General features: G+C 47.7%; 17 protein-coding genes. 9 read left to right on the top strand and 8 right to left on the bottom strand.

Annotated features, from left to right (window positions below):
• Nucleotides 1-108: 108 nt before the first annotated feature.
• Complete coding sequence (gene eno / locus DXA74_RS12465; protein ID WP_118528138.1) at nucleotides 109-1,389, bottom strand: phosphopyruvate hydratase; 1,281 nt, start codon at nucleotides 1,387-1,389, stop codon at nucleotides 109-111.
• Between the two features lie 280 nt (nucleotides 1,390-1,669).
• Between eno and DXA74_RS12460 the strand changes: the two genes are divergently transcribed.
• From DXA74_RS12460 to DXA74_RS12445, 4 genes are all read left to right on the top strand, one after another.
• Nucleotides 1,670-3,745 carry an RNA degradosome polyphosphate kinase gene (locus DXA74_RS12460; RefSeq protein WP_118528095.1) on the top strand — a complete coding sequence of 692 codons (2,076 nt, stop codon included), beginning with the start codon at nucleotides 1,670-1,672 and terminating at the stop codon, nucleotides 3,743-3,745.
• 7 nt (nucleotides 3,746-3,752) lie between these two features.
• Nucleotides 3,753-4,676 (top strand): Ppx/GppA family phosphatase, encoded by a 924-nt coding sequence (locus tag DXA74_RS12455; protein ID WP_118528093.1) that lies wholly within the window; start codon nucleotides 3,753-3,755, stop codon nucleotides 4,674-4,676.
• Between the two features lie 172 nt (nucleotides 4,677-4,848).
• Complete coding sequence (locus DXA74_RS12450; RefSeq protein ID WP_118528091.1) at nucleotides 4,849-6,492, top strand: beta-N-acetylhexosaminidase; 1,644 nt, start codon at nucleotides 4,849-4,851, stop codon at nucleotides 6,490-6,492.
• 179 nt (nucleotides 6,493-6,671) lie between these two features.
• The gene (locus DXA74_RS12445; RefSeq protein ID WP_118528089.1) at nucleotides 6,672-7,817 is read left to right on the top strand and encodes an iron-containing alcohol dehydrogenase; all 1,146 of its coding nucleotides are present in this window, start codon (nucleotides 6,672-6,674) and stop codon (nucleotides 7,815-7,817) included.
• Nucleotides 7,818-8,023: 206 nt separating this feature from the next.
• Here the strand turns inward: DXA74_RS12445 and DXA74_RS12440 are convergent, their stop codons facing one another.
• From DXA74_RS12440 to DXA74_RS12410, 7 genes are all read right to left on the bottom strand, one after another.
• Nucleotides 8,024-8,614 carry a Crp/Fnr family transcriptional regulator gene (locus tag DXA74_RS12440; RefSeq protein ID WP_233550535.1) on the bottom strand — a complete coding sequence of 197 codons (591 nt, stop codon included), beginning with the start codon at nucleotides 8,612-8,614 and terminating at the stop codon, nucleotides 8,024-8,026.
• 10 nt (nucleotides 8,615-8,624) lie between these two features.
• Complete coding sequence (locus tag DXA74_RS12435) at nucleotides 8,625-9,683, bottom strand: linear amide C-N hydrolase (protein WP_233550538.1); 1,059 nt, start codon at nucleotides 9,681-9,683, stop codon at nucleotides 8,625-8,627.
• 74 nt (nucleotides 9,684-9,757) lie between these two features.
• Complete coding sequence (locus DXA74_RS12430; RefSeq protein WP_199666170.1) at nucleotides 9,758-10,225, bottom strand: hypothetical protein; 468 nt, start codon at nucleotides 10,223-10,225, stop codon at nucleotides 9,758-9,760.
• The gene (locus DXA74_RS12425) at nucleotides 10,203-11,291 is read right to left on the bottom strand and encodes an ATP-binding protein (protein ID WP_147401109.1); all 1,089 of its coding nucleotides are present in this window, start codon (nucleotides 11,289-11,291) and stop codon (nucleotides 10,203-10,205) included. Before DXA74_RS12425 ends, DXA74_RS12430 begins: the two co-directional genes overlap by 23 nt.
• Before the next feature lie 290 nt (nucleotides 11,292-11,581).
• Nucleotides 11,582-12,976, bottom strand: a complete 1,395-nt coding sequence (locus DXA74_RS12420) for an efflux transporter outer membrane subunit (RefSeq protein WP_118528082.1) — start codon at nucleotides 12,974-12,976, stop codon at nucleotides 11,582-11,584.
• On the bottom strand, nucleotides 12,973-16,086 hold the full coding sequence (locus tag DXA74_RS12415) for an efflux RND transporter permease subunit (protein WP_118528080.1): 3,114 nt from the start codon (nucleotides 16,084-16,086) through the stop codon (nucleotides 12,973-12,975). The genes DXA74_RS12420 and DXA74_RS12415 overlap by 4 nt, the downstream gene beginning before the upstream one ends.
• Before the next feature lie 25 nt (nucleotides 16,087-16,111).
• On the bottom strand, nucleotides 16,112-17,329 hold the full coding sequence (locus DXA74_RS12410) for an efflux RND transporter periplasmic adaptor subunit (RefSeq protein WP_118528078.1): 1,218 nt from the start codon (nucleotides 17,327-17,329) through the stop codon (nucleotides 16,112-16,114).
• Nucleotides 17,330-17,940: 611 nt separating this feature from the next.
• On the opposite strand from DXA74_RS12410, the gene DXA74_RS12405 reads away from it, so the two are divergent.
• From DXA74_RS12405 to DXA74_RS16345, 5 genes are all read left to right on the top strand, one after another.
• The gene (locus tag DXA74_RS12405; protein ID WP_118528076.1) at nucleotides 17,941-18,225 is read left to right on the top strand and encodes a LysO family transporter; all 285 of its coding nucleotides are present in this window, start codon (nucleotides 17,941-17,943) and stop codon (nucleotides 18,223-18,225) included.
• Nucleotides 18,215-18,841, top strand: a complete 627-nt coding sequence (locus DXA74_RS12400; protein WP_118528074.1) for a lysine exporter LysO family protein — start codon at nucleotides 18,215-18,217, stop codon at nucleotides 18,839-18,841. Before DXA74_RS12405 ends, DXA74_RS12400 begins: the two co-directional genes overlap by 11 nt.
• Nucleotides 18,842-19,088: 247 nt before the next feature.
• Complete coding sequence (locus DXA74_RS12395; RefSeq protein ID WP_118528072.1) at nucleotides 19,089-19,385, top strand: hypothetical protein; 297 nt, start codon at nucleotides 19,089-19,091, stop codon at nucleotides 19,383-19,385.
• Nucleotides 19,386-19,688: 303 nt separating this feature from the next.
• The gene (locus tag DXA74_RS12390) at nucleotides 19,689-22,781 is read left to right on the top strand and encodes a discoidin domain-containing protein (protein WP_118528070.1); all 3,093 of its coding nucleotides are present in this window, start codon (nucleotides 19,689-19,691) and stop codon (nucleotides 22,779-22,781) included.
• 37 nt (nucleotides 22,782-22,818) lie between these two features.
• Complete coding sequence (locus tag DXA74_RS16345) at nucleotides 22,819-22,971, top strand: hypothetical protein (RefSeq protein ID WP_158576070.1); 153 nt, start codon at nucleotides 22,819-22,821, stop codon at nucleotides 22,969-22,971.
• The last annotated feature ends 355 nt before the right edge of the window (nucleotides 22,972-23,326 follow it).

Below are 23,326 nucleotides of genomic sequence, written 5' to 3'. Positions count from 1 at the left end.
AGGGCCAGCAGGCCCTGCCGATTTTGTTTTTCCAGACAACACACAAAAAGCCCTCCGGCATGAAACCGGAGGGCACGCAAAACTTGATTAAATCAGAATAGATTGAAATTATTTGATACGTTGGTATCCATAAACAGGCAACTGCTGCAATTCCTCTTCAATGCGAAGCAGTTGGTTATACTTGGCCATGCGGTCAGAACGGCTCAAGGAACCGGTCTTGATCTGACCGCTGTTTGTAGCTACGGCAATATCGGCAATCGTAGCATCTTCTGTCTCACCGGAACGGTGTGAAGTCACCGTGGTATAACCGTGACGATGGGCCATTTCAATGGCATCCAGTGTCTCACTCAACGAACCGATCTGATTTACTTTGATCAGAATCGAGTTGGCACAACCCTGAGCAATACCTTTGGCCAGGAAGTCTACATTAGTTACGAACAAATCGTCGCCCACCAGCTGACAGCGTGAACCGATACGGTCGGTCAACTTCTTCCAGCCATCCCAGTCATTTTCGCTCATACCGTCCTCAATGGAGTCAATCGGATATTTGGTAATGAGCTCTTCCAGATAATCCACCTGCTCGTCGGAAGTACGCTTGCGTCCCTTCTCACCCTCAAATTTGGTGTAATCGTAAATGCCATCGTGATAAAACTCCGAAGAGGCACAGTCCATTCCGATCTTCACATCCTTACCCGGAACATATCCGGCCAGTTCAATGGCAGCGAGAATCGAATCCAGGGCATCTTCCGTACCATTCAGTGCCGGAGCAAAACCGCCCTCATCCCCCACAGCCGTACTCAGACCGCGGTCGTGAAGCACTTTCTTCAAGGCATGAAAGACCTCAGCACCCATACGCAATCCTTCGCGAAAAGAAGACGCACCCACCGGGCGGATCATAAATTCCTGAAAAGCAATCGGCGCATCCGAGTGCGAACCGCCATTAATGATATTCATCATCGGTACCGGCATGACATAAGTATTCACGCCACCGATGTAACGGTACAACGGGATGTTCAGATAGGCTGCCGCAGCATGAGCCACAGCCAATGAAACGCCGAGAATGGCGTTGGCGCCCAGATTTGATTTTGTCTTGGTTCCGTCCAGTTCGAGCATCTTATGATCGATGGCACGCTGCTCCAAGACCGACCATCCAACCAAAGCCGGAGCGATAATCCGGTTAATATTCTCCACGGCCTTCAGCACGCCTTTACCTCCGTAACGGCCTTTGTCGCCGTCACGCAACTCCAGAGCCTCATGCTCACCGGTTGAAGCTCCCGAAGGCACTGATGCACGTCCGTGCACACCACTCTCCAGAATCACTTCGACCTCTACCGTCGGATTACCTCTTGAGTCCAGAATCTCTCTTCCTTTTATTTCCTTAATTTTCATCTTGTCGTTCATTTTTAAAAGTGTTTCTAACTTTATTTTCCAAAGGCAAATATAGAGCGAATCTCTGACGCTGTCAATACCCGAAAACGGGTATTCTGCAATACCTGAAAAACTGAGAACTGACTTTTTCTGAATTATTTTTGTAATTTCCATTCCTCACTTTCCATGAAATGAAAAAACAAGAACAAAAAAACGAGAAAAAACATCTTATTTTCCTTAATAACCACTAACTTTATAAAGACTAATAAATCAATCATCAGAAATATAAAAGAAAAGAGATATGCCAAAGGATTTGAATTCTAAGAACAGCAAGACTTATTTGCCCAGAGACATCAGTTGGATGTATTTTAATCACCGTATTCTGCAGGAAGCACAAAAGGAGCAGGTACCTCTGCTGGAACGACTGAGCTTTCTGGGAATATACTCAAATAACTTAGATGAGTTCTTCCGCGTGCGTGTCGCCTCTCAAAACCGTGTGGCCGAATGCGAGGATAAAGAAGCCAAGACCGACCGCGAGGAAGCTATTTACATTCTGAAAGAAATCAACAAACTGAATGCAGCCTATTCGAAAGAATTCGAAAAGACCATCAAGAGCATCAACCAGAAACTGAGAGAAGAAAACATTTATCTGTTGCAGGAAGATGAACTGGATGAAGAACAGCGTGCTTTCATCAAAGACTTTTATTATCAGAAACTGTGCGGCTATGTGCTGCCCACCTGGTTTCCAGCCACCAAACAGCTCAAGTCAAGTACTGACGAAAGCATTTATCTGGCCGTAAAGATGCGCCGCAAGGATCTAAGCAGCAAGAAGGCGGAATATGCCTTTCTGGAACTCCCTGTATCGATCAGCGGACGCTTTGTGCGCCTCAACGACAAAGACGGAAAGTGCTATCTGACTTATCTGGATGATGTCATCCGATGCTGCCTGCCGCTTATTTTCAGCGGTCAGAACTATACAGACTTCGAGGCTTATTCCTTCAAGTTTACCCGTGATGCGGAAATGGAAATCGACAATGACTTGCGCAACGGTATGCTGCAAAAGATCTCCAAGGGAGTAAAGAGCCGAAAAAAGGGTGCGCCGATGCGTATCGTCTATGATGCCGCCATGCCGAAAGTACTCCTGAAGCATATTATGAACACACTTTATGTGGACAAGCTGGACACCGTGCTGGCCGGAGGACGCTATCAGAATCACAAGGACCTGATGAAATTCCCCGACTGCGGCCGCAAGGACCTGAAGTATCCGGCATGGCCGCCTATCCTGAAAAAGGAACTGGCCAGCCCGGAAGAAAGCATTCTGGAACTGATCCGCCAAAAGGACCGTTACATCCACGTGCCCTATCACAGCTTTGATTCCTACCTGCGTGTGCTGCAGGAAGCAGCCATCAACCGCGAGGTGAAGAGCATCAAGACCACACTGTACCGACTGGCCAAAGACTCCAAAGTAATCGAAGCCCTGATTGCCGCCGCACACAACGGCAAGAAAGTTACCGTAATCATCGAATTGCTGGCCCGCTTTGACGAAGCCTCAAACATCGTTTGGTCCAAGAAAATGCAGGATGCCGGCATTGAAGTGATTTTCGGTGTAGAGGGTCTGAAGGTTCATTCCAAGATTACCCTGATTCACATGAAGAGCGGTGCCGATCTGGCTTGTATCAGTAGCGGTAACTTCCACGAAGGGAACGCACGCATGTATACTGACTTCATGCTGATGACGGCATCCCGTCCTATTGTTAAAGATGTTGAAAATGTTTTCAATTTTATTGAGAAGCCATATACAATGATTAAATTCAAGGAATTATTGGTTTCTCCTAACGAAATGAAACAGAAATTCATTCGTCTGATCAACGAGGAAATCAAAAACAAAAAGGCCGGTAAAGAAGCTTACATCAAAGTAAAAATAAATCACATCACCGACGAGCTGATGGTGAAAAAGCTTTATGAAGCTGCCGAAGCCGGCGTGCAGGTGGACTTGCTGGTTCGCGGCAACTGCTCCCTGAAACCGAATCTGAAGAGCCTGAACGGAAACATGAAGGTAGTAGGTATCATTGACCGCTATTTGGAGCATGCCCGTATCTTTATCTTTGCGGCAGGCGGCCTGAACAAGACCTTCCTCGGCTCGGCCGACTGGATGCCACGTAATCTGGATCACCGCGTTGAAGTGATTACTCCGGTTTATGACGAGGACATCAAGGCCAACTTACGGAAAGTGGTTGAATACGGACTGAAGGACACTCTTCAAGGAAGAATCGTTGACGGGTTGGGAACCAATCTTGAAAATACCGGTGACGAGGCGTTCCGCTCTCAGGAAACCTTATACCGGGAATATCTTGAGGAAAACCAAAACGAAAAATAATATCAGAATGGAAAACAAGAATTATGCAGCGATTGACATCGGTTCAAATGCCGTGCGACTGCTGATCAAGAAAGTAACTACTCAAGACAATGGCGAGGCCAAGTTTGCCAAGAACATTCTGTTACGTGTGCCGCTGCGACTGGGTTTTGACGTGTTCGAGAAAGGCGAAATCAGTCCGGCCAAAGAAGAACGGATGTGCCGCCTGATGAAAGCTTACAGTCACCTGATGAAAATCTATGATGTAAACGGCTACCGTGCCTGTGCCACTTCGGCCATGCGCGACGCCCGCAACGGAAAGGATATCATCAAAAAGATAAAGAAATCCACCGGCATCAAAATCGAGATTATCGACGGAAAGGAAGAGGCACAGATTATCTACAACAACCATGTGGAATGTATGGAAGACCGTAACGGTAACTATATGTATGTCGATGTGGGTGGTGGCAGTACAGAAGTGAACCTGCTCATTAACGGAGAACTGAGATTCTCCAAATCCTATAATATCGGAACCGTCCGTATTCTTACCGGAGGAGTAACCGAAGCAGCCTGGGAGCTGATGCGCGACGAGATTGCCAAGGAGACCAAAGCCTACGGAGTGGTGAATATCATCGGTTCGGGAGGTAATATCAACAAACTGTACCGACTGGTGGACAACAAAGACAAGAAAAACAAACGGATTCCGATTGCCTCTCTGAAGGAAGTCTATGACAAACTGGAGCCGATGTCTCCGGAAGAGAGAATGGAAGCCTTCAGCCTGAAGCCGGACCGCGCAGATGTAATCGTACCGGCAGGAAGAATCTTCCTGACCATAGCCGACACCTTGGGCTCCGACTTTATTTACGTTCCCGAAATCGGTCTCTCCGACGGAATCATAGACAGCCTTTATACAGCTGATAAGGAGAAAGAAGAACGCAAACAGAAAGAAAAATAAATCAATGATAACCATATCCCGTACACCGCAAAACCGGGATATGGTTATTTTTTTACGTCACCCAAGCATACCCCATCCCCCTATTTATCGTATATTTGCAACCGTTTGGCGGAGAGGGCCACTTCTCCGCTTCATACCATAGACCTAACTTTAGAAATACCTTATACAGAAAATGAAATTGAAATCGCTTATTTTTGCGGCCCTGCTGGCAGGAAGCTATCAGGCAATGGCACAGGAAATTTCCCTGATTCCCCAACCCAAGGAGATGCAGGAAACAACCGGAAAGGAATTTGTCTTCAAATCCAAAATGAAGGTTGCAGCCGACGCTTATCCCGGCGACAGCATTGAATGGGTTTTTGAGAACTTCGAAAAGGAAATCGCACCGGCCACCGGCATCCAGTTCAAGAACAGCAAGCCGAAGAAGGCTGATATCCGTCTGGTGCTGAACAAGGAGCTTGGCAACGAAGCCTACAAGCTGAACATCACCGACCGGAACATCACCATCGAGGCTGCGCGCCCGGCAGGTTTCCATTATGCCCTGACCACCCTGAAACAGCTTATGCCCGGCGAAGTGTTCAGCACTACAGCCGTAACGGACATCACCGAGTGGAGCGTACCGCAGGTAAGCATCGAGGACGAGCCGGAGTTCGGATGGCGCGGATTCATGCTCGACGAAGGCCGCCACTTCTTCGGTAAGGAAGCCGTGAAGAGAGTTATCGACATGATGGCCCTTTACAAGATGAACCGTTTCCACTGGCATCTCACCGAGGACCAGGGCTGGAGAATCGAAATCAAGAAATATCCCAAACTGACCGAAGTGGGTGCCTGGCGCAACAGCATGGGACTGGGCTGGGGCGACCACAAGCCGGACGGACAGCACTACGGCGGTTTCTATACTCAGGACGATATTCGTGAAATCGTAAAATATGCTCAGGACCGGTTCATCGAAATAGTGCCGGAAGTGGATATACCGGGACACTCACAGGCTGCCGTAGCTTCTTATCCCGAACTGCTGGCCTGCGATCTGGAAAACAAGCACGAAGTATGGCTCTGGCAGGGAGTATCTACCGATGTGATCAATGTGGCCAAGCCCGAAGCCGTGCAGTTTGCCAAAGATATCATTGACGAAATCAGCGATCTGTTCCCCTTCGGATATATTCATCTGGGCGGCGACGAGTGCCCTACAACCAAATGGGAGCAGAATGATGCGTGCAAGAAGCTGTTGGCAGAAATCGGTTCCAAGAATTTCAGAGACCTGCAGATTCATTTCTACAAGCAGTTACAGGATCATATTGCCGGTAAAGAAAGCAGCAAGCAGAAGCGCCTCATCTTCTGGAACGAGGTGCTCCACGGAAACACAGCGCCACTGGGTACCGACATTACCATCATGGCTTGGGTAGGCGCCAACGCCGCAGCCAAGGATGCCGCCCAAAGAGGTATGGAAACCATCCTGTCGCCGCAGATACCATATTATATCAACCGCAAGCAGTCTAACCTGCCTACCGAACCGATGTCACAGGGTAACGGTTCTGAAACTGTAGAGGCCGTCTATGCTTATCAGCCTATGAACGGAGTACCGGAGAATCTGCAGCCAAAATACAAAGGGGTGCAGGCCAATTTCTGGACCGAATGGGTTTGTGAAGCAGACACTCTGGAGTATCTGATGCTCCCCCGACTGGCAGCTGTTGCCGAAGCCGGATGGACTCCACAGGCAAAGAGAGACTATACCAGCTTTGAGAACCGTCTGCAGAGCCAGCAGAAAGTATATAATCTGAAAGACTGGTGCTACGGCAAACATGTTTTCAAAAAGAAATAATCCGTAAACACGGACTGAAACCATTTCTCCCTTATTCTTCCGGAAAAATTGCATTCCGGCAGAATAAGGGATTTTTCGTATCACAATATTTTAGGAAAAACAAGTGTTTTCATGATGGAGGGATATGGCTTTTTGATTAAATTTGTATCCACAAGAATCATTTATCGAATTGAAGACTTATGAAGAATTTCAGCTTTTGCAATCCCGTAAAACTGATTATGGGAAAAGGTATGATTGCTTCTCTGAAAGAAGAAATCCCGACTGACAAGAAAATCATGATTACTTTTGGCGGCGGCAGCGTCAAGAAGAACGGTGTATATGAGCAGGTAAAAGAAGCTCTGTCCGGTCATCAGACCATCGAGTTCTGGGGCATCGAGCCGAATCCGGCCATTGAAACCCTGCGTCAGGCCATCGAGCTGGGCAAGAAAGAGAAGGTAGACTTTCTGCTGGCCGTAGGTGGCGGTTCTGTTATCGACGGCACCAAGCTGATTGCCGCCGGACTGAAATACGAAGGCGACGCCTGGGATCTGGTACTTAAAGGAGCCTCTTATGACTGCGTTCCGCTCGGCACTGTGCTGACTCTGCCGGCTACCGGTTCGGAGATGAACAACGGTGCCGTCATCTCACGCAAGGAAACCAAGGAAAAATATGCCTTCTACAGCAACTATCCGGTATTCTCCATCCTTGATCCAGAAGTAACTTTCAGCCTGCCGGCACATCAGGTGGCCTGCGGACTGGCCGACACCTTCGTTCACGTTATGGAACAGTACCTCACCAAGTGCGGACAGTCACGCATCATGGATCGCTGGGCCGAAGGTATCTTGCAGACCCTGATTGAGATTGCTCCCAAAATCAAGGAGAACCAGATGGATTACGACCTGATGGCAGATTTCATGATGTCGGCCACTATGGGCCTCAACGGATTTATCGCCATGGGTGTAGAGCAGGATTGGGCCACTCACATGATCGGCCACGAACTGACTGCCCTGCACGGCATCACTCACGGGGAGACACTGGCAATGGTATTGCCGGGTACTATGGATGTGCTGCGCGAACAGAAAGGTGACAAGATACTCCAGTTCGGAACCCGCGTAATGGGTATCAACTCCGGTATCCGCGATGCCCGCATCACCGAGATTATCCGCAAAACCGAGGAGTTCTTCCGCTCTCTGGGCTTGCGCACCCGTCTGAGCGAAGCCGGAGTAACAATGGAGACCATCGACGAAATCGAGCGTCGCTTCAACGAGCGTAACGTTCACTTCGGTGAGGACGGGCTGGTAGACGGTGCTACTGCCCGCAAGATCCTGCTCCGCGTATTCGAATAATATCGGGAAAGCAACGGAGACATCCTCCCAAAAAACTTTTGCTCTCTAGATCGTAAATGATTAACATCACGTTGATAATAAATTATCATTGGGAAGATAATAGATTACCATCGGGGAGATAAAAACAAAAAAAGCCAAGGGCCGCCGCATTTCTCTACAAAAGAGTTTGCGGCGGCCCTTGCCCTTTGTTTATCCGAACCTTGTCGTCAGATCAATACCCGACGGCGCAACTGCGACAGGGTTACTTGGGAAATACCTAAATAAGAAGCAATATATCCTAGATTCACACGCTGAAACAATTGGGGATTCTTCTTCAGCAGTTCTACATAACGCTCTTCGGCCGAATGATACAATAAAGAAATCAGCCGGTGCACACTGCCGATGTGCGCATCCTGATGCAGGCAACGCGACCAGTTGGCCACCTCCAGATTCCGCGTATATAACTCTTCGAGCCATGCAATCGGCAGGGCATAAATCAAAGAAGGTTCAAGCACCTGAACCGTTTCTGTTTCATAGCCCTCCAGAACACCATAAAAACTGGGCGAAGAGAAAGTGATGTCTCCCTCCATGCTGAACCAGGAAGTAACTTCATGCCCGTCGATGATGCTGTACGACCGCGTAATGCCCTGCTCTATCAGATAGAAATAAGGGTCTTTCGCCGCCGTAGAGGTGAGAATCTCACGCTTGGCATAACGACGCGGAACTGCATACAAAAGCAACTCCTCGATGGAGGAGTCGCTCATGTTGTTCTTCTTCAGGGAAGCGATAATATGGTCCATTCCCAATTGTTCTTTCATCAGAAAATGCTTATTTAATGCGAATCATTTCAACAGGCTGTTCCGTAACCTGATCCAGCGGATAGGCCTGGAACTTCACCTTCTGGAAATTAATGGTTTTCAAATCAATGCACCGTATGGCCGAATTCCAGGCCGTGCGGTAGTAAATGCGCAAGGCCTCCAGATCGGTTGCTGTGGTCCACTGGGTGGCACTGGGCAGTCCTTCAGGCAGATGTTCCGTACCGGAATGCTCGATTCCGATTGGAATATCAAAGTTGTTCATAATCTGGAAAGCCTGCAGCACAGCGGCGTGTGTGGTTTCCTGCAGCGGAGCCGTAGCCTGATAGAAGGCAGCCCGCACAAAGCGCGACGGCGGTGTGACATCACCCGGCAATCCCAGTTGGGCGCTGCCCGCACCAAAGGAATTCAGGGTGAGTGTGCCCAGCTTGTTCTGCGGTGCCGTACCCGGAAGCAGGTTCACATAATTATTCAGGTTTGTACACTGCCAGTCGAATCCCGGCGAGTTGGTCAGCACTCCGATTTCGTTCTCATACAGTCGGATTTCTCCTCCGTTCACAATCTCCAGCACCACCTGGCGGCCGCTCTTGTCGGCAATGCGCCAGTGAACGGTAGAGGCCCGCGGATCAATGGAAGTCACCCGCACAGTAGGCAAAGCCTGCTTTACCTCATCCACTGTGGCAAAGGAGGACAGCATCCACGATACCAGCTGAAAATCAGAAATCGTGATATCGTTCTTGGCCGGATCATAAGCCGGATAACCTCCGTAACCCGGGAAATAGAACAGACCGGCCGACAGACCGCATTCGTTGATCCCCTCGGTCACAAACTCTTTCTGCTCCACACTCAGGCCCACATAGCCATAACGAGCCTTAAAACGCATGCCCTGCACTCCGTTCGGAGTGTATGACTGCTGTTCATAACCGCGAGGCACCACCACATACTGGCTGTTGAGCAAGCTTCCACCCCACTCTATGGTGCGCGAAAGAACGGTTGCTCCCGTCTTGGTTTTCAATGTAATACCGGTACAGGCCTGCGACTCCATCGTCCGAAAGAAGGCCATCAGGGCCATCAGGCCCAGAGCTTTCAAAAAACTTTTTCTCATTTTTTCATAATTTGGGTTAGTAATCAAAACTCTTATATAACTTATATTTTATCGGGCTGATTTGATTTCATTCCCCTCAAATCACAATTGTAATTCCTCAAAAAACGGATCTTGGCTTTTTCAAGAATTGGATTTCCACGGCTGGAAGGAAACGAAGTGGCCACAATACGAGCCATCTTCACCTTATTCGATACATGTCGCAATTTAGGATATTTCAAAGTACTTTCCAGTTGCAAAATGGCATGCCCCACATCCGCCCCTTTCAGTTCCACTAGAATCTGTGTCCAGTCATCAGCCGTATGCTCCACCAGAATCATTTTATCACATTTGTTACCGTCGGTAATGATATTTCCGTCCACCTGATAGATTACGGATTCTCGGGAACCGTTTACCTGCAATTTATATGCTTTCCCTTTTTCGCTGACGCTGACCATTTTCCTTACAGCCATACCCTGCTCCGGATTATAGCCCAGAGCCATCAGTTTCTCATGTAAGTTTCTCTCCGCCATAGATAATAGCATTTAGCTCGGCAATACACTCATCCACCCTGTCAGACACACCATCCAACTGCATACCGCTGATCATACCCAAGTCTGAATCCAAGATATTTTCCAGATCTCCCTGCTCCGTAAGATAGTAAGCTCCATAACTGTTTTCCGGAAGAATATATTTTTGGGGTATTATATTTAAAGTCGCCTGTTGATTTTTCTGAAACGCGCGTGAAGCCAGCATCAGCACATTCAGGGCCGTCAATACATATGGACTGTGTGTTGTCAGAGTCAACATGCTGTTAAAGGCTGTGGTTTCCGTTGCCTTCTTTATTGAGGAAACGATATGACGCACCAGTTCCCACTGTGACTCCGGATAAAGATTCTGTTCCAGTTCCTCAATATACAACTGCACCGACTGATAGTTTATCAGGTGATAAGGCAGATCATTCATTTTTTCCGCAGAAACTGCGGAATCATTCTCGGCAGGCGTTCTTTGCAGGAACTTTTTGAGCAGGTCATATAGTTCGTCTTTGGTTACAGGAGCCGATTTTCCAGCCATTCCACAGATATAATCAACCAGTACTTCAACAGGAAGTGCAGATTGTATTCCACTGGATGCATAGAAAGTAGAAAATTCTTTTCCAGTAGCCTTCAAGCGAATCATATCCGTATTCTTTTCCCGGTCAAAGTAGTATTCCATCACAGGAGCCACAGTCAGCGTTTTAGGTTCTGTTCTAGTATACATATCACGGGTCTCATCCCATTCCAGAATATAATTGAACAAAACATCCAGATCCGAGGTCCGATAAGAACGATCCAGATTTCGTATGGCGGAAAGCAAGTTTCTTTCAGATGGGATAAAACATAGTTTCGTATTATACCGTTCTTTTTCGAAATGATCCAGACGCTCAATACGTGCATTATTTCGGGTTCCATCCCAATAAATGGTCACACAGTCTCCCTGATAAATGACACAGCTGTTTTCGGAAAAAGCACTTTCATTAAAACGATAAAACTGCATCAGCTCCTTTAAAAACTTATTATTATGAGTATAAGCAGACAATACGGAATCATTTCCTGTCATAATTTTCTTTTCCACCCATCGGCAATAGCAAAGGATTTTCATCAGTGTACTTTTTCCGGTACTTTGCTTGCCAATGAATAGATTGACCATTTTCAGATCTATCTGCCCGGTCTGTTTTAATGGACCTATATTTTCAACTGCTATAGAAGCCATAAATCTGTCTCTATAAATAAATATTCGAAATAAAATGAGGAAATTCTCTAAGTCAGAACAAATATACAAATTACACAGACAAAAAAAAACATAGTCGGTTAAAATCTTTTTGTATAAAGATTTTAACCGACTATATTCTATCGTTCCCATCCACCTCCCAAGGCTTTATAAAGCTGCACCAAAGCCAACTGTTTGCCCAAAACGGCATCGCTCATGCTCAGCTGGGCATCGAAATATCCACGCTGGGCATCCAGCACATCCAGATAACTGATGTAGCCGTTCAGATACTGCAGATTGGCCAATTTGTTGTTGCTGTAGGCAGCCTCTTCGAGTTTCTTGCGCGAAGCGAATACCTCCTTGCTCTTATTGAAACCGATCAGGGCATTACGCACTTCCTTAAAGGCGATGATGACCTGCTTTTCGTATTGGTACACCTGCTGCTCATAAACCGCTTTCTTGGCTTTGAGCTGCGCCCGGTTGCGCCCCATGGCAAAGATAGGCGTCAGCAGATTGGCACTCAGGAAATGGGCTGGCGAACGGAAGAAATCTTTCAGTTCACCACTCTCCACTCCAAACTGGGCCGTCAGTGTCAAACGGGGAAACAGGTTCGTAAAAGCCACTCCGACATCGGCATTGGCCGCCATCAAGGCTTTCTCGGCTGCCCGCACATCAGGGCGGCGCTCCAACAGGGCCGAAGATAAACCGGTGGGGATTTCCTCATTGGCCCAAACCTCTACGATATGCTCCAGCTCCACCCGAGGAATCTGATACGGGAAATCGCCGGTGAGCAGTGCTATTTCATTCTCTTTTTCAGAGATGGAACGCTCCAGATCGGGCACCAGAGTGGCCGTACGCGCCAACTCCACCTGTGCCTGCTGATACGAGGTTTCTGAGGTCAAACCACCTTCGAAACGGATTTTGGCCAGCCGCACACCTTCTTCACGGGCCCGCAAGGTCTGGCGCACAATCTTCAAGCGATGGTCCAACGCCACCAGTTCGAAATAGGACTGGGCCATCTGTGCCACCAGACTCACCTGCAATGCCTGCTGGTTGTCCATCGCTCCCAACAACTGTGCCCGGCTTTTCTCTACTCCCCAGCGCAGATTTCCCCAAAGGTCAAGTTCCCAGGACAACAGGAAACGGGCCATATTCTTGGGTGTGGACTTATAATGATCGCCTCCATAGTTCTTGGCATCTTTCTCGGCATAGATTTTTCCATCCAACTGCGGAAAGAGTTTGCTCAGGTCTACACGCTTCAGCGCTGCCAGCTCCTTGATCTTGGCCTGCGCCGTGAGCATATCCTTGTTCTCTTCCAGAGTTTTGCGGATCAATCCTTGCAGGATGGTATCTCCATACACTTCCCACCACTGCATGTCGGCAAAGGACGTTGTGTCGGCAGCAGCTACCGTATCGGTCTTCAGCTCCGGCAGCTTCATTTCGGGGCGTACATATTCCTTGCCCAGCTTGCACGAAGCCAGCAGCACCGCCGCCAAACAGCAAACTATATATGTACTTATCTTATAGGACTTCATGACTTCTTGAACTTTAATGTGAGTTTATTTTTCATTTTGTTGATGTAAACAAAGAAGAAAGGTACCAGCAGAATACCAATCACCACGGCCACAATCATTCCGAAGAACACTCCGGTACCGATGGCACGACGGCTGGCCGATCCCGGTCCGGCAGCCATTACCATGGGCAGCATACCCAGAATGAATGCCAGAGAGGTCATCAAAATCGGTCGGAAACGAAGGCTGGCAGCATGCAGGGTGGCTTCGATCAGTCCCTTTCCGGCATCTACCTGCTCCTTGGCGAACTCTACAATCAAAATGGCGTTCTTGGCAGCCAGACCCATCAGCATCACCAGACCAATCTGGAAATAGACATCGTTTTCCAGTCCGCACAGCCATACACCCAGATAGGCTCCCAATGCCGCTACCGGCAGAGAAAGAAGCACGGCCACCGGAATGAGCCAGCTTTCATACAGCGCTGCCAGGAACAGGAACACGAAGACGAACACCAGCGTCAGCACCAGACCGGTCTGTCCGCCGGCCTGCTTCTCCTGATAGGAAAGACCGCTCCATTCCAGACCGATATTCTCGGGCAGATGCTTCTGGGCAATCTCTTCCAGAATGGCCATAGCCTGACCGGTGGAGTATCCTTTCGCCGCCTCACCGCGAATTACGGATGAAGTAAACATGTTGAAGCGCTTGATGCTTCCCGGACCAGTCGTATAGGTGGCATCGCCAAACGAGGTCAGCGGAATCATGGCGTTGTTCTCACCGCGCACAAAGAACAGATTGATGTTTTCCTTGTGCTCCCGATAAGGAGCCTCTGCCTGAATATATACCTTATAAACTCGGTTGAACATATTGAAGTCGTTCACATACAGCGAACCGGTATAAGCCTTCATGGTCGAGAATACATCTGCCAACGGCACTCCCGAGAATTTCACCTTGTCACGGTCCACATCGAAATACAACTGTGGAATCTCTGCCTGAAGTGAAGAAGACAAACCGGTCAGTTCCTTACGCTGCGACGCATAATGCATCAGTGTGTCTACCGCCTGTACCAGTGTCTCGAACGAAGCGTCGCCACGCGCCTCCAGCTGCATTTCAAAACCTCCGGAAGCACCAAGTCCCGGAATAACAGGCGGCGTGGAAAGATAGACCTTACACTCGGGATAAGTGGAAAGTTCCCGACGGATATTGGCCATGATATCTTCGATCGTTTCGTCTTCGCGCTCCTGCCACGGTTTCAGAATCACCGTCAACTCGCTGCGGCTCTGATTGGTTCCCACACGGGGACTGCTACCGGTGACATTCTGCACATAGGCTACCGACGGCTGTTTCATGATGAAATCAATAGCCCGGTCGGTCACTTTACGGGTACGTTCCAAAGTAGCTCCTTCGGGCAATTCCAACTCTACCTTGAAGTAACCCTGGTCCTCTACCGGCAGGAAGCTGGTCGGAATCAACTGGTGCAACACCAGAATCAATACTATGGCAGTACCGAAGGAAGCCATCACACGGCGGGGATTGCCGATAAATCCGCGGATACCCCGCTCATAACTTCGGTTACCGATACCGAGCCAGTGGTTGATCTTACGAAATACTATATTCTTTTTCTTTCCGGGAACTGAAGGCTTCAAGATCAGCGAACACATCACCGGACTCAGAGTCAGGGCCACCACCGTAGAGATAATTACGGAAACGGCAATGGTGATGGTAAACTGACGGTAGAGCATTCCCGTGATTCCGGAAAGGAAACTTACCGGAACAAATACGGCAACAAGCACCAATGAAGTGGCAATCAAAGCGCCGCAAAGTCCGTCCATCGCCTTCTTGGTAGCCTCATAGGCCCCCAGATGTTCTTCTTCCATGATGCGTTCCACATTCTCCACCACCACGATGGCATCGTCCACCACAATACCGATGGCCAATACGAGTCCCAACAGGGTGAGCATATTCAGCGAGAAGCCGAAAATCAGCATGAAGCCGAAGGTTCCGATCAAAGAAATAGGCACAGCCACAATCGGAATCAAAGTTGCCCGCCAGCTCTGCAAAGAAAGGAACACCACGAAAATCACCAGCACCAAAGCCTCGAACAGGGTTTTATACACTTCGTGAATGGACTCCGAAATGTAAGTGGTCATATCAAACGGCACCTCATAGGAAACTCCCTCGGGGAAGTTCTTACTCAACTCGTCCATGGTCTGCTTCACGCGGTTTGCCACTTCCATGGCATTGGCTCCCGGCAACATATAGATGCCCAGCACTGCCGCATTTCCTCCATTGATACCACTCTCGGTATTATAGGATGAAGCCTCGAGTGATACCCGTGCCACATCGCGCAAACGGATAATCGAACCGTCGGCATTGGCCCGAATCACAATATCTTCAAACTGACTGACCGTAGACAAACGGCCTTTGGTGGTAATCGGAATGGTGATATCCAGTCCATCCACCGGCTGCTGTCCTAGAACACCGGCAGCCGCCTCACTGTTCTGGTCTTTCAAGGCCGTCTGCAAATCCTTTACAGTCAGCCCGAAATTGGCCAGTTTGTCCGGCTGCACCCAGATCTGCATGGCATAATATCGTCCTCCCACACTGGAAACGCGACCCACTCCGGGAATACGGCGCAGCAGGTCCTGCACATTCAGCGTGGCAAAGTTACTCAGATAAATCTCATCGAATTTCGGATCGGTCGAAGTCAGACAGATGGTCATCAGCTGACTGGCCGCCTGCTTCTCCACAGAAATACCGTTCTGCACCACTTCGGCAGGCAGACGGGATTCGGCCAGTTTCAAACGGTTCTGGATTTCTACGGCTGCCAAATCCGGATCACTTGATACATCAAAAGTCACCGTTGCCGAGAATCCTCCCGAGTTGGAACTGCTTGACTCCATGTAAAGCATACCCGGAGTACCGTTCAGTTCCTGCTCGATGGGAGTGGCCACAGCCTGCGACACCGTCATGGCACTGGCTCCCGGATAAGAAGCGCTGATTTTTACTACAGGAGGTGTTATCTGTGGATACTGGTCCACTGGGAGCATGGTCAGTCCGATCATACCCACAATGACAATAACTATGGAAACCACCGCCGAAAATACCGGGTGGTCTATAAAGAAGTTTACTTTCATAATTGAGATTCCGGTTTAGTTCTACTTACTTGGTTTGAGAAGTTGCCGCTGCCGGCTGGGCATTCACGGCCTTGGCCGGCTGATTGGTGATCTGTACTTTCATTCCCGGAGACAACTTGTGATAACCCTCAATGACAATCTCTTCACCCGGAGCCAGTCCGCGCTCCACGACCACCTGATTATCCTGCTCCGGCCCCAGTTCGATGAATCGCTTTTCTACCGTCTGGTTCTTGCGCACCACATAGATATAAGCACCGCCCTTTTCAATGATAACTGCCTTCATCGGAACCGAAACGGCATCCTCTCTTACATCCAGCAAAAGTTTTACTTTGGTAAACTGTCCCGGCAAAAGTGTGTTTTCGGGGTTCGGCATCTCCGCACGTACCGAGAAGGTTCCGGTGCGCGGATCTACCTGCGGTTCCGCAAAGTCAACCAGTCCTTTATACGGATACTGGGTGTTGTCTGCCAAAGTAATCGTGATATAAGGCTGCCAGGAACGGTTTTCCACCTGACGTCCCAAATTTACATTGCGCTCCTTACTCTTCAGGTAATCCAAAGCCGTCATGCTGAAATCCACCAGCACGGTGTCACTTTTCATCACTGTGGCCAGCTTGGATTTACCACCGGAACCGACCAGAGTTCCCAAATCCACCAGTCGCTCACTGATATTACCGGAAATCGGCGAACGCACCACCGTATATCCCAATTCCATTTCGGCCTGATCCAGATCGGCCTGACTCATGCTCACCGAAGCTTTTGCACTCTCATACGCCGCTACGGCATTGTCCAGATCCAACTGGCTGGCTGCATTCTGCTCATACAGCGGACGGATACGGTTCAGGTCATGCTGCGCCTTGCGCTCCTGAGCCTTGTCCTTGTTCAATTGGGCACGCGCCTTATCCACCTTGGCCTTATACTGGCGCTGGTCAATCACGAACAGCGTCTGCCCCTTCTTCACATGCGTTCCTTCTTCAAACAACATCTGCTCCAGGAATCCTTCTACTCGGGCATGAACCTCGACAAACTGCTGGGCACGGATGCGTCCCACATACTCTCCATACACACTGACATCATGCTTGCCTACCTTCATCACCGACACGATGGCACTCTCCTCACGGATCACTTCCTTGCGGGTGAAGTAATAATAAGCAGCCACTCCGGCGGCTATCAACAGACAGACAAGAGCCAGATTTCTCTTTTTAATAAAAAAATAAGCACGCACATTACGAAACGGGATTTTCATAAGAAACAATGGTTTTGATATTAATATTCTATTTTTACCTCTTTATGTATTGATCTACGGCAAATCTCATGCCACGGATTCGGACAGAGACAGCAAATGCCGGCTCCGGAAACACATTTCCGGGGTCAACTCCATGCCGCTCAATGCATTAGACATAACCGGCATTTTTTTCAGATCCAGATTTATAAAAGGATAAGGTCAAGAAACGGGTTGTGGAAAGTGTGGACAATCTCCACAACCCGTTGGGGTCGCAAAGATACAGCATCACTCCGGTACACACAATAGATGACCGCCGGTTCTAAATGCTTACTATCATCTTTTTCAAAATTTTAAGTACCAACTCTTGTTTTATCCGTAAACAATATCTACCTTTGCCGCACAATTCAGTTTATGACTTATGAGCGCATATAACAATTACATTCACAACCTTTTGTTGAAGCATAGCCGCACTTTGGTATGCTTCATGGCGGTGTGTGCTCATTGGTTTACCGGTTTTTCTTCCTTATAAATAATATACCTTTTTATAAATTCAAGAACCGTACGGACATATCAGCTCGTGCTGTTATGCGTACGCGCGTACCATAGTATATTATTTTAAAGAAGATCATTTTATGTTCAGCATACTTTTATTCATGTTGACGGGAATAGCCTTAGGCTATCGCTTCCGTCGCGTGGTCTTGTTTCATAAGACCGAGAAAACCATCAGCATCACCATTCTGTTCCTTTTATTCTTCTTCGGATTGAATATTGGTTCCAATCAAAGTCTGATTCACAACTTCAGTTCCTTTGGCCTTCAGGCACTGTTACTGGCTGTAGCCGGTCTGGCCGGAAGCCTCATCATGTCGTGGATCACTTACCGGTTATTTTTCAGAAAGGAGGAAGAACATGAAAAATAGTATTTTTGTTCTCTTGGTTCTGGGTATGGGAGTGGTTCTGGGATTAAGCCTTCCCATCCCCGATGCTCTGCTCGACAAAAGTCTGAGTACTTACATCCTTTACGCCCTGATGCTTCAGGTCGGTATCAGTCTGGGATGCAGCGACAGTCTGAAAAAGCTGATTCGCAATTTTGATTTCCGCCTGCTGCTCATCCCTCTCTCAACAATTGTAGGCACCCTGATCTTTTCAGCGGCAGCCAGCCTGATTCTGACGAAATGGACTGCAGCCGACTGTATGGCAGTAGGAAGCGGATTTGCTTACTACTCTCTGTCCTCACTGCTCATTACGCAGCTCAAGGAAGCCAGCGTGGGAATTCAGATCGCCAGTGAATTAGGTACCATAGCCCTGCTGACCAACATTTTCCGAGAGTTGCTCTCACTGGTCGGCGCGCCCTGGTTCCGCAAATATTTCGGTAGTCTGGCACCAGTATCGGCAGCCGGCGTCAATTCCATGGATGTGGTGTTACCAACCATCACCCGCTTTTCGGGTAAGGAAATGATTCCGGTGGCCATTCTGCACGGTATCCTGCTCGACATGAGCGTTCCGTTTTTCGTAACCCTCTTCTGCCAGATGTAACTTACAAGCCTATGCAAAAAAGTTCTTTCTTTTTTCGCATAGGCTCTTTCTTTTATCAATCCGGCTCACCCGTAACGAATTCATACAGAAGCGATTCTGTTCTTCATTGAAAATAACAAAAAGGAGGATTCTCCTTAACCTAATTTATGGGTTTTTCTTCTAAAAAAAGTCGGGTATGCAAATACCTTTGCAAAAATTACCAAGTTTCGAGAACTAAACCAATTAAAACAGACAAACTAAAACCTTTATGAAAAAATTATTTGTTTTAGGAGGCCTTATTGCGGCTTCCGCAATACAAGCACAGCCTGTCGGCAAAACCATTTATTATTGGCCTAACGAGCGGGTAACGGAAATCACAAGCGGAACACAGTATTTCATTTATAATGCCGCTTACGACCCTGGCAGCAACCCCAACGACCGCGGCAGCTTTCTGTATGCCAACGGAAACAGCAACTTCGGCACATTGAATCCCAAGCAGTATGCAAATGCATTCACAACATCCAATGCGGCCTATCTGTTCCAGATTTACAAAAAGAGAGCATAAAAATAAAACATCAAATTAATTAACATCTTTAATAATGAATTTTCAAATTCAATTTAATAGAAAAATAAAAATACAAGCTAACATCTGATGAGAAAACATAGAAGACCACTCATATCTCACTGCATTTCAATATTATAAAAACGCACTAAAATAAAAAAAGGCAAAAAAATAAAGAAACAGTTTCAATGAAAGATATTTTTTTAACATTATAATAACGGTATTTTAAAAAAGAGTCTGTATATTTGTCACCGAACTACACCCTATAAAACAAAAGTAAACTAAAAACCTAAAAGAAAAACCTTTATGAAGAAACTACTACTTCTAGGAAGCCTTATCACGGCCACAGCAATGCAGGCACAAGAGACGGGCAAAACAACCTATTATTGGCCTAACGAGCGTGTCACGGAAATCACGGACGGAACACAGTATTTCATCTACAATACTGCCAACGACGGACAAGACCGCTCTTACTTTCTTTATTCAAACGGAAGTGAATTAAGAACAAACAATGTTTCGCCAAAAACATTTACCACTTCAGACGCAAGTTATCTGTTTACCGCTAAAAAACCGGAGGCTCCTATTGCCGACAGCCATTGGTATCTGAACTGTATCCACGGTATTGTAGGACACGGTGGACAGACCAACAACACAGAAACCCGCGACCTCTTCATCTCATATTGGTATGGAAATGACCAGATCCTGAAGGGAGGGGCAAAAAGTGAGGATGCAGACGGAAACTTGCAGAACCCCAATGAAGTGGACACTAAAACATGGGCCATTACCATCAAACCGGAAAAGAACCCGAACTCCAGCGATAACAGTTATGCTTGGAACGGAAACAGTTCTGGAGCAGGTCTGGGCAATGCATGGACCAGATGGGCACAGGCTCATCCATACGCCTTCTATACTATTTCTTCAAAAGAAATCAGCGATCAGGCTATAAGCAATAATCAGGAGAAGACTAACCGTACGGGACTGATCAGCGATGTAGCCTTCTCATTGCAAAAGGCTTATGGTCTGGTTAAAGACGGCAACAAATACTACAGCAACTATCCGGAAACCACACCTGCCGAAAACAGCTCTTACGCCAATCTGATTGACGGCAACGACAACAGTATCTTCCATTCATCCTGGAGTGCTTCCGGTGCAGATACAGATCCCAAACACTATCTGCGTGCCGAACTGGAAACTCCTCAGAGCAGTTTCTATCTGATTACCAAGCGCCGCACGAGCAATAACAACAACCGTCCGACCAATATTCTGGTAGAAGGAAGCAATGAAGAAAACGGTACTTACACCACTATCGCTACTTTGGAAGGTTTGCCTACAACTGATACCGAGTACTATTACTTCTCAAATAAAATCAGCAGCAGCACGGCCTACAAGTACATTCGCTTCACTCCGCAGACCATCAATACAGGAACTCGTTTCTTTACCTATTCTGAGTTCTATCTGATTGAAGCAAACTCTGAGACAGATGATGCCATCAGCAAAATCAAAGCTTTCTACAATGACAGAAGCCTCAGCATCAAGGACGAAAACTTCGAAACAAACGTTCTGAGCGGATATACAGCAGTCAAGGAAGTTCAGGAAACTCTGAATCTGAGTTTGTACAAAGCCGAAGCACGCGCATTGCTGGAAGCCAATGCAAACAACCATGCAGCCGATCCGGCTTTAGGCCAGTATCCGACCGAGGCTTACAATACTTTCAAGACAGCCATCGAGAAATCTGACATCACAGCAGAAGAACTGGGAACAGCAGTACGCACCTTCAAGTTCTCTATCAACGCTCCTGTGTTCACCATCAACGGTGCATTTAGCGGAGACTATCAGACTACTGGCAAATCAATCTACTACAAGGCAGACAATAGCGCCAATCCATTGTGGTGGGACAAGGCTACCAATAAATATGACAAGACCATGCTTTGGAAGTTTGCCGGTTCTACCAGCACTACTGCAGAAGTAGGCCAGACTTACACTGCCATGAACTTGTCTGCCGAAGTATATTTCTGGGACGTAGAATCTTTGAATATTACTCAAACAGATCCGGAAAATCAGGACGGCATCGTTTTGGTCAAGACTGCAGGAAACAATACTCCGGTTCACGCCGACCGTTCCGGAACTATTGTAAGATGGAACGCCTCTGCTCCGACCAGCGCTTCAGCCTGGACCATCACTTATGTAGGCGAAAGCTACGATATCGAAAAGATTAACGACGAACAGCTGGCCGCTTATGCAGCCCTGAAGACTCTGGTTGCAGAATGCGAACCTTATTCTGACAAGATCGGTGACGGATTAGGCCAATTCACTTGCAACGGTTATGACTTCGTACAGATCTTCAACGAAGCCAAGAAGGCTGCCGAACAGGATATCTACGAGAATGCAGACTTGGATGTGATTGCAATCAAGGAGAATCTGGAGAACGCCAAGAATGCTCTGGCTATCAATCAGCCGGCCGCAGGAAAATTCTATCGTTTCAAGAGCGCAACCCAGAACAACTACATTGCTTCCAACGGAATCAGTGGTCGTCCGCTGATGACAGACAATGCAGACGAAGCCGTATTCTACCTGACAGCAGACAGCAAGCTCATCACTAGCAACCTGCTGGCTATGGACAACTATAATGTTGTGGCCAACTTAGGTCAGGCAACCACTTTCAAGGCATCCAACAATAAGATTGGTACTTACGTGATCCGCAACAACGGCCATTCATACTATGCCAAAGCAACCGGCGAAGCATTAGACCGCTGGGGCAATGAAAGTGAAGCCATCAACAATCAGGCAAACTGCGCATGGATTCTGGAAGAAGTAACCGATGAAGCCCAGCAGCCTAAACTGAGCAAGGCTATGACTGCCGACTATGCAACTCTGGCCGCTCCGGTAGCCCTGAACATTCCAGAAGGAGTGAAAGCATACACCGTAACAGTAGATGTAGATAAGGAAAGCGCTGTTCTGGAGGAGGTAACCGAAGTTATCCCAGCCGGTGTGGCAGTTGTATTGAAGAAAGAAGGTTCTGAAAGCAGCTTCGACTTTACATTGGCAGCAGAAGGCACTACAGCAAACAGCAACAATATGGTAGGAGTTTACACCTCTACAGAAATTGCTGCAGATGTTAACGCCTATATTCTGGGTAACGGCAGCAACGGCATCGGATTCTATCAGATGAATGCCGAAGACCGCACTTTGGGAGCCAACAAAGCTTATCTGGCTCTGCCGACATCTGTAAGCCATATCCGCTCTATCACCATCGGTGGTCCTACTACCGGTATTGAAGACAGCGTTGCCGAGGATGCTCAGACCGAAGAGTACTACGACTTGCAGGGACGCCGCGTAATGAACCCAACAAAGGGAATCTACGTAACCAAGAATGGCAAGAAAGTTATATTCAACAAGTAATAAAATGATGTATCACCTTTAAAATAAATACAGGTTCATGAAGAAAGCATATCAGAAACCGGCCCTTGAGGTTATGGGCATGGAACAGGAAAGCATGATGGCAGCCAGCAGCCTCGGTATCTACGAGGACAGCATGGGCGCCAGCGATGCACTGAGCAATGAAGAAAGCGATATCAATGTTTGGGACTAACAAACACCGGATATTACTATGACAAAGCAGGGAGAACGTTCTCCCTGCTTTTTTGTTTTCCGTTCCCCTACCGCCTGTCCACATCAGACCAATAGGTATCCAGAATCTTGAATTTGTCAGAACACCACCATTTTTAACATGCAGAAAACAACAAATGCCAAAAAAATATCTACTTTTGCGCCTAGTTACCATAAAATAAAATCTTGATACATACTTTAATTAAAATAATTATCATGAAAAAAATTACCCGTCTAACCACAGCCCTGTTCCTTCTGCTCACCGGATGGAGTCAGGCTATTGCACAGTCAATCTTTGTGCAAGAAAAAGCATTAAAGGCCGAAGACATTACCGCAGG

This window comes from Bacteroides sp. OF04-15BH (assembly GCF_003477995.1).
Lineage (GTDB): Bacteria > Bacteroidota > Bacteroidia > Bacteroidales > Bacteroidaceae > Paraprevotella.
This window is presented reverse-complemented; position numbering and strand designations above follow the sequence as displayed.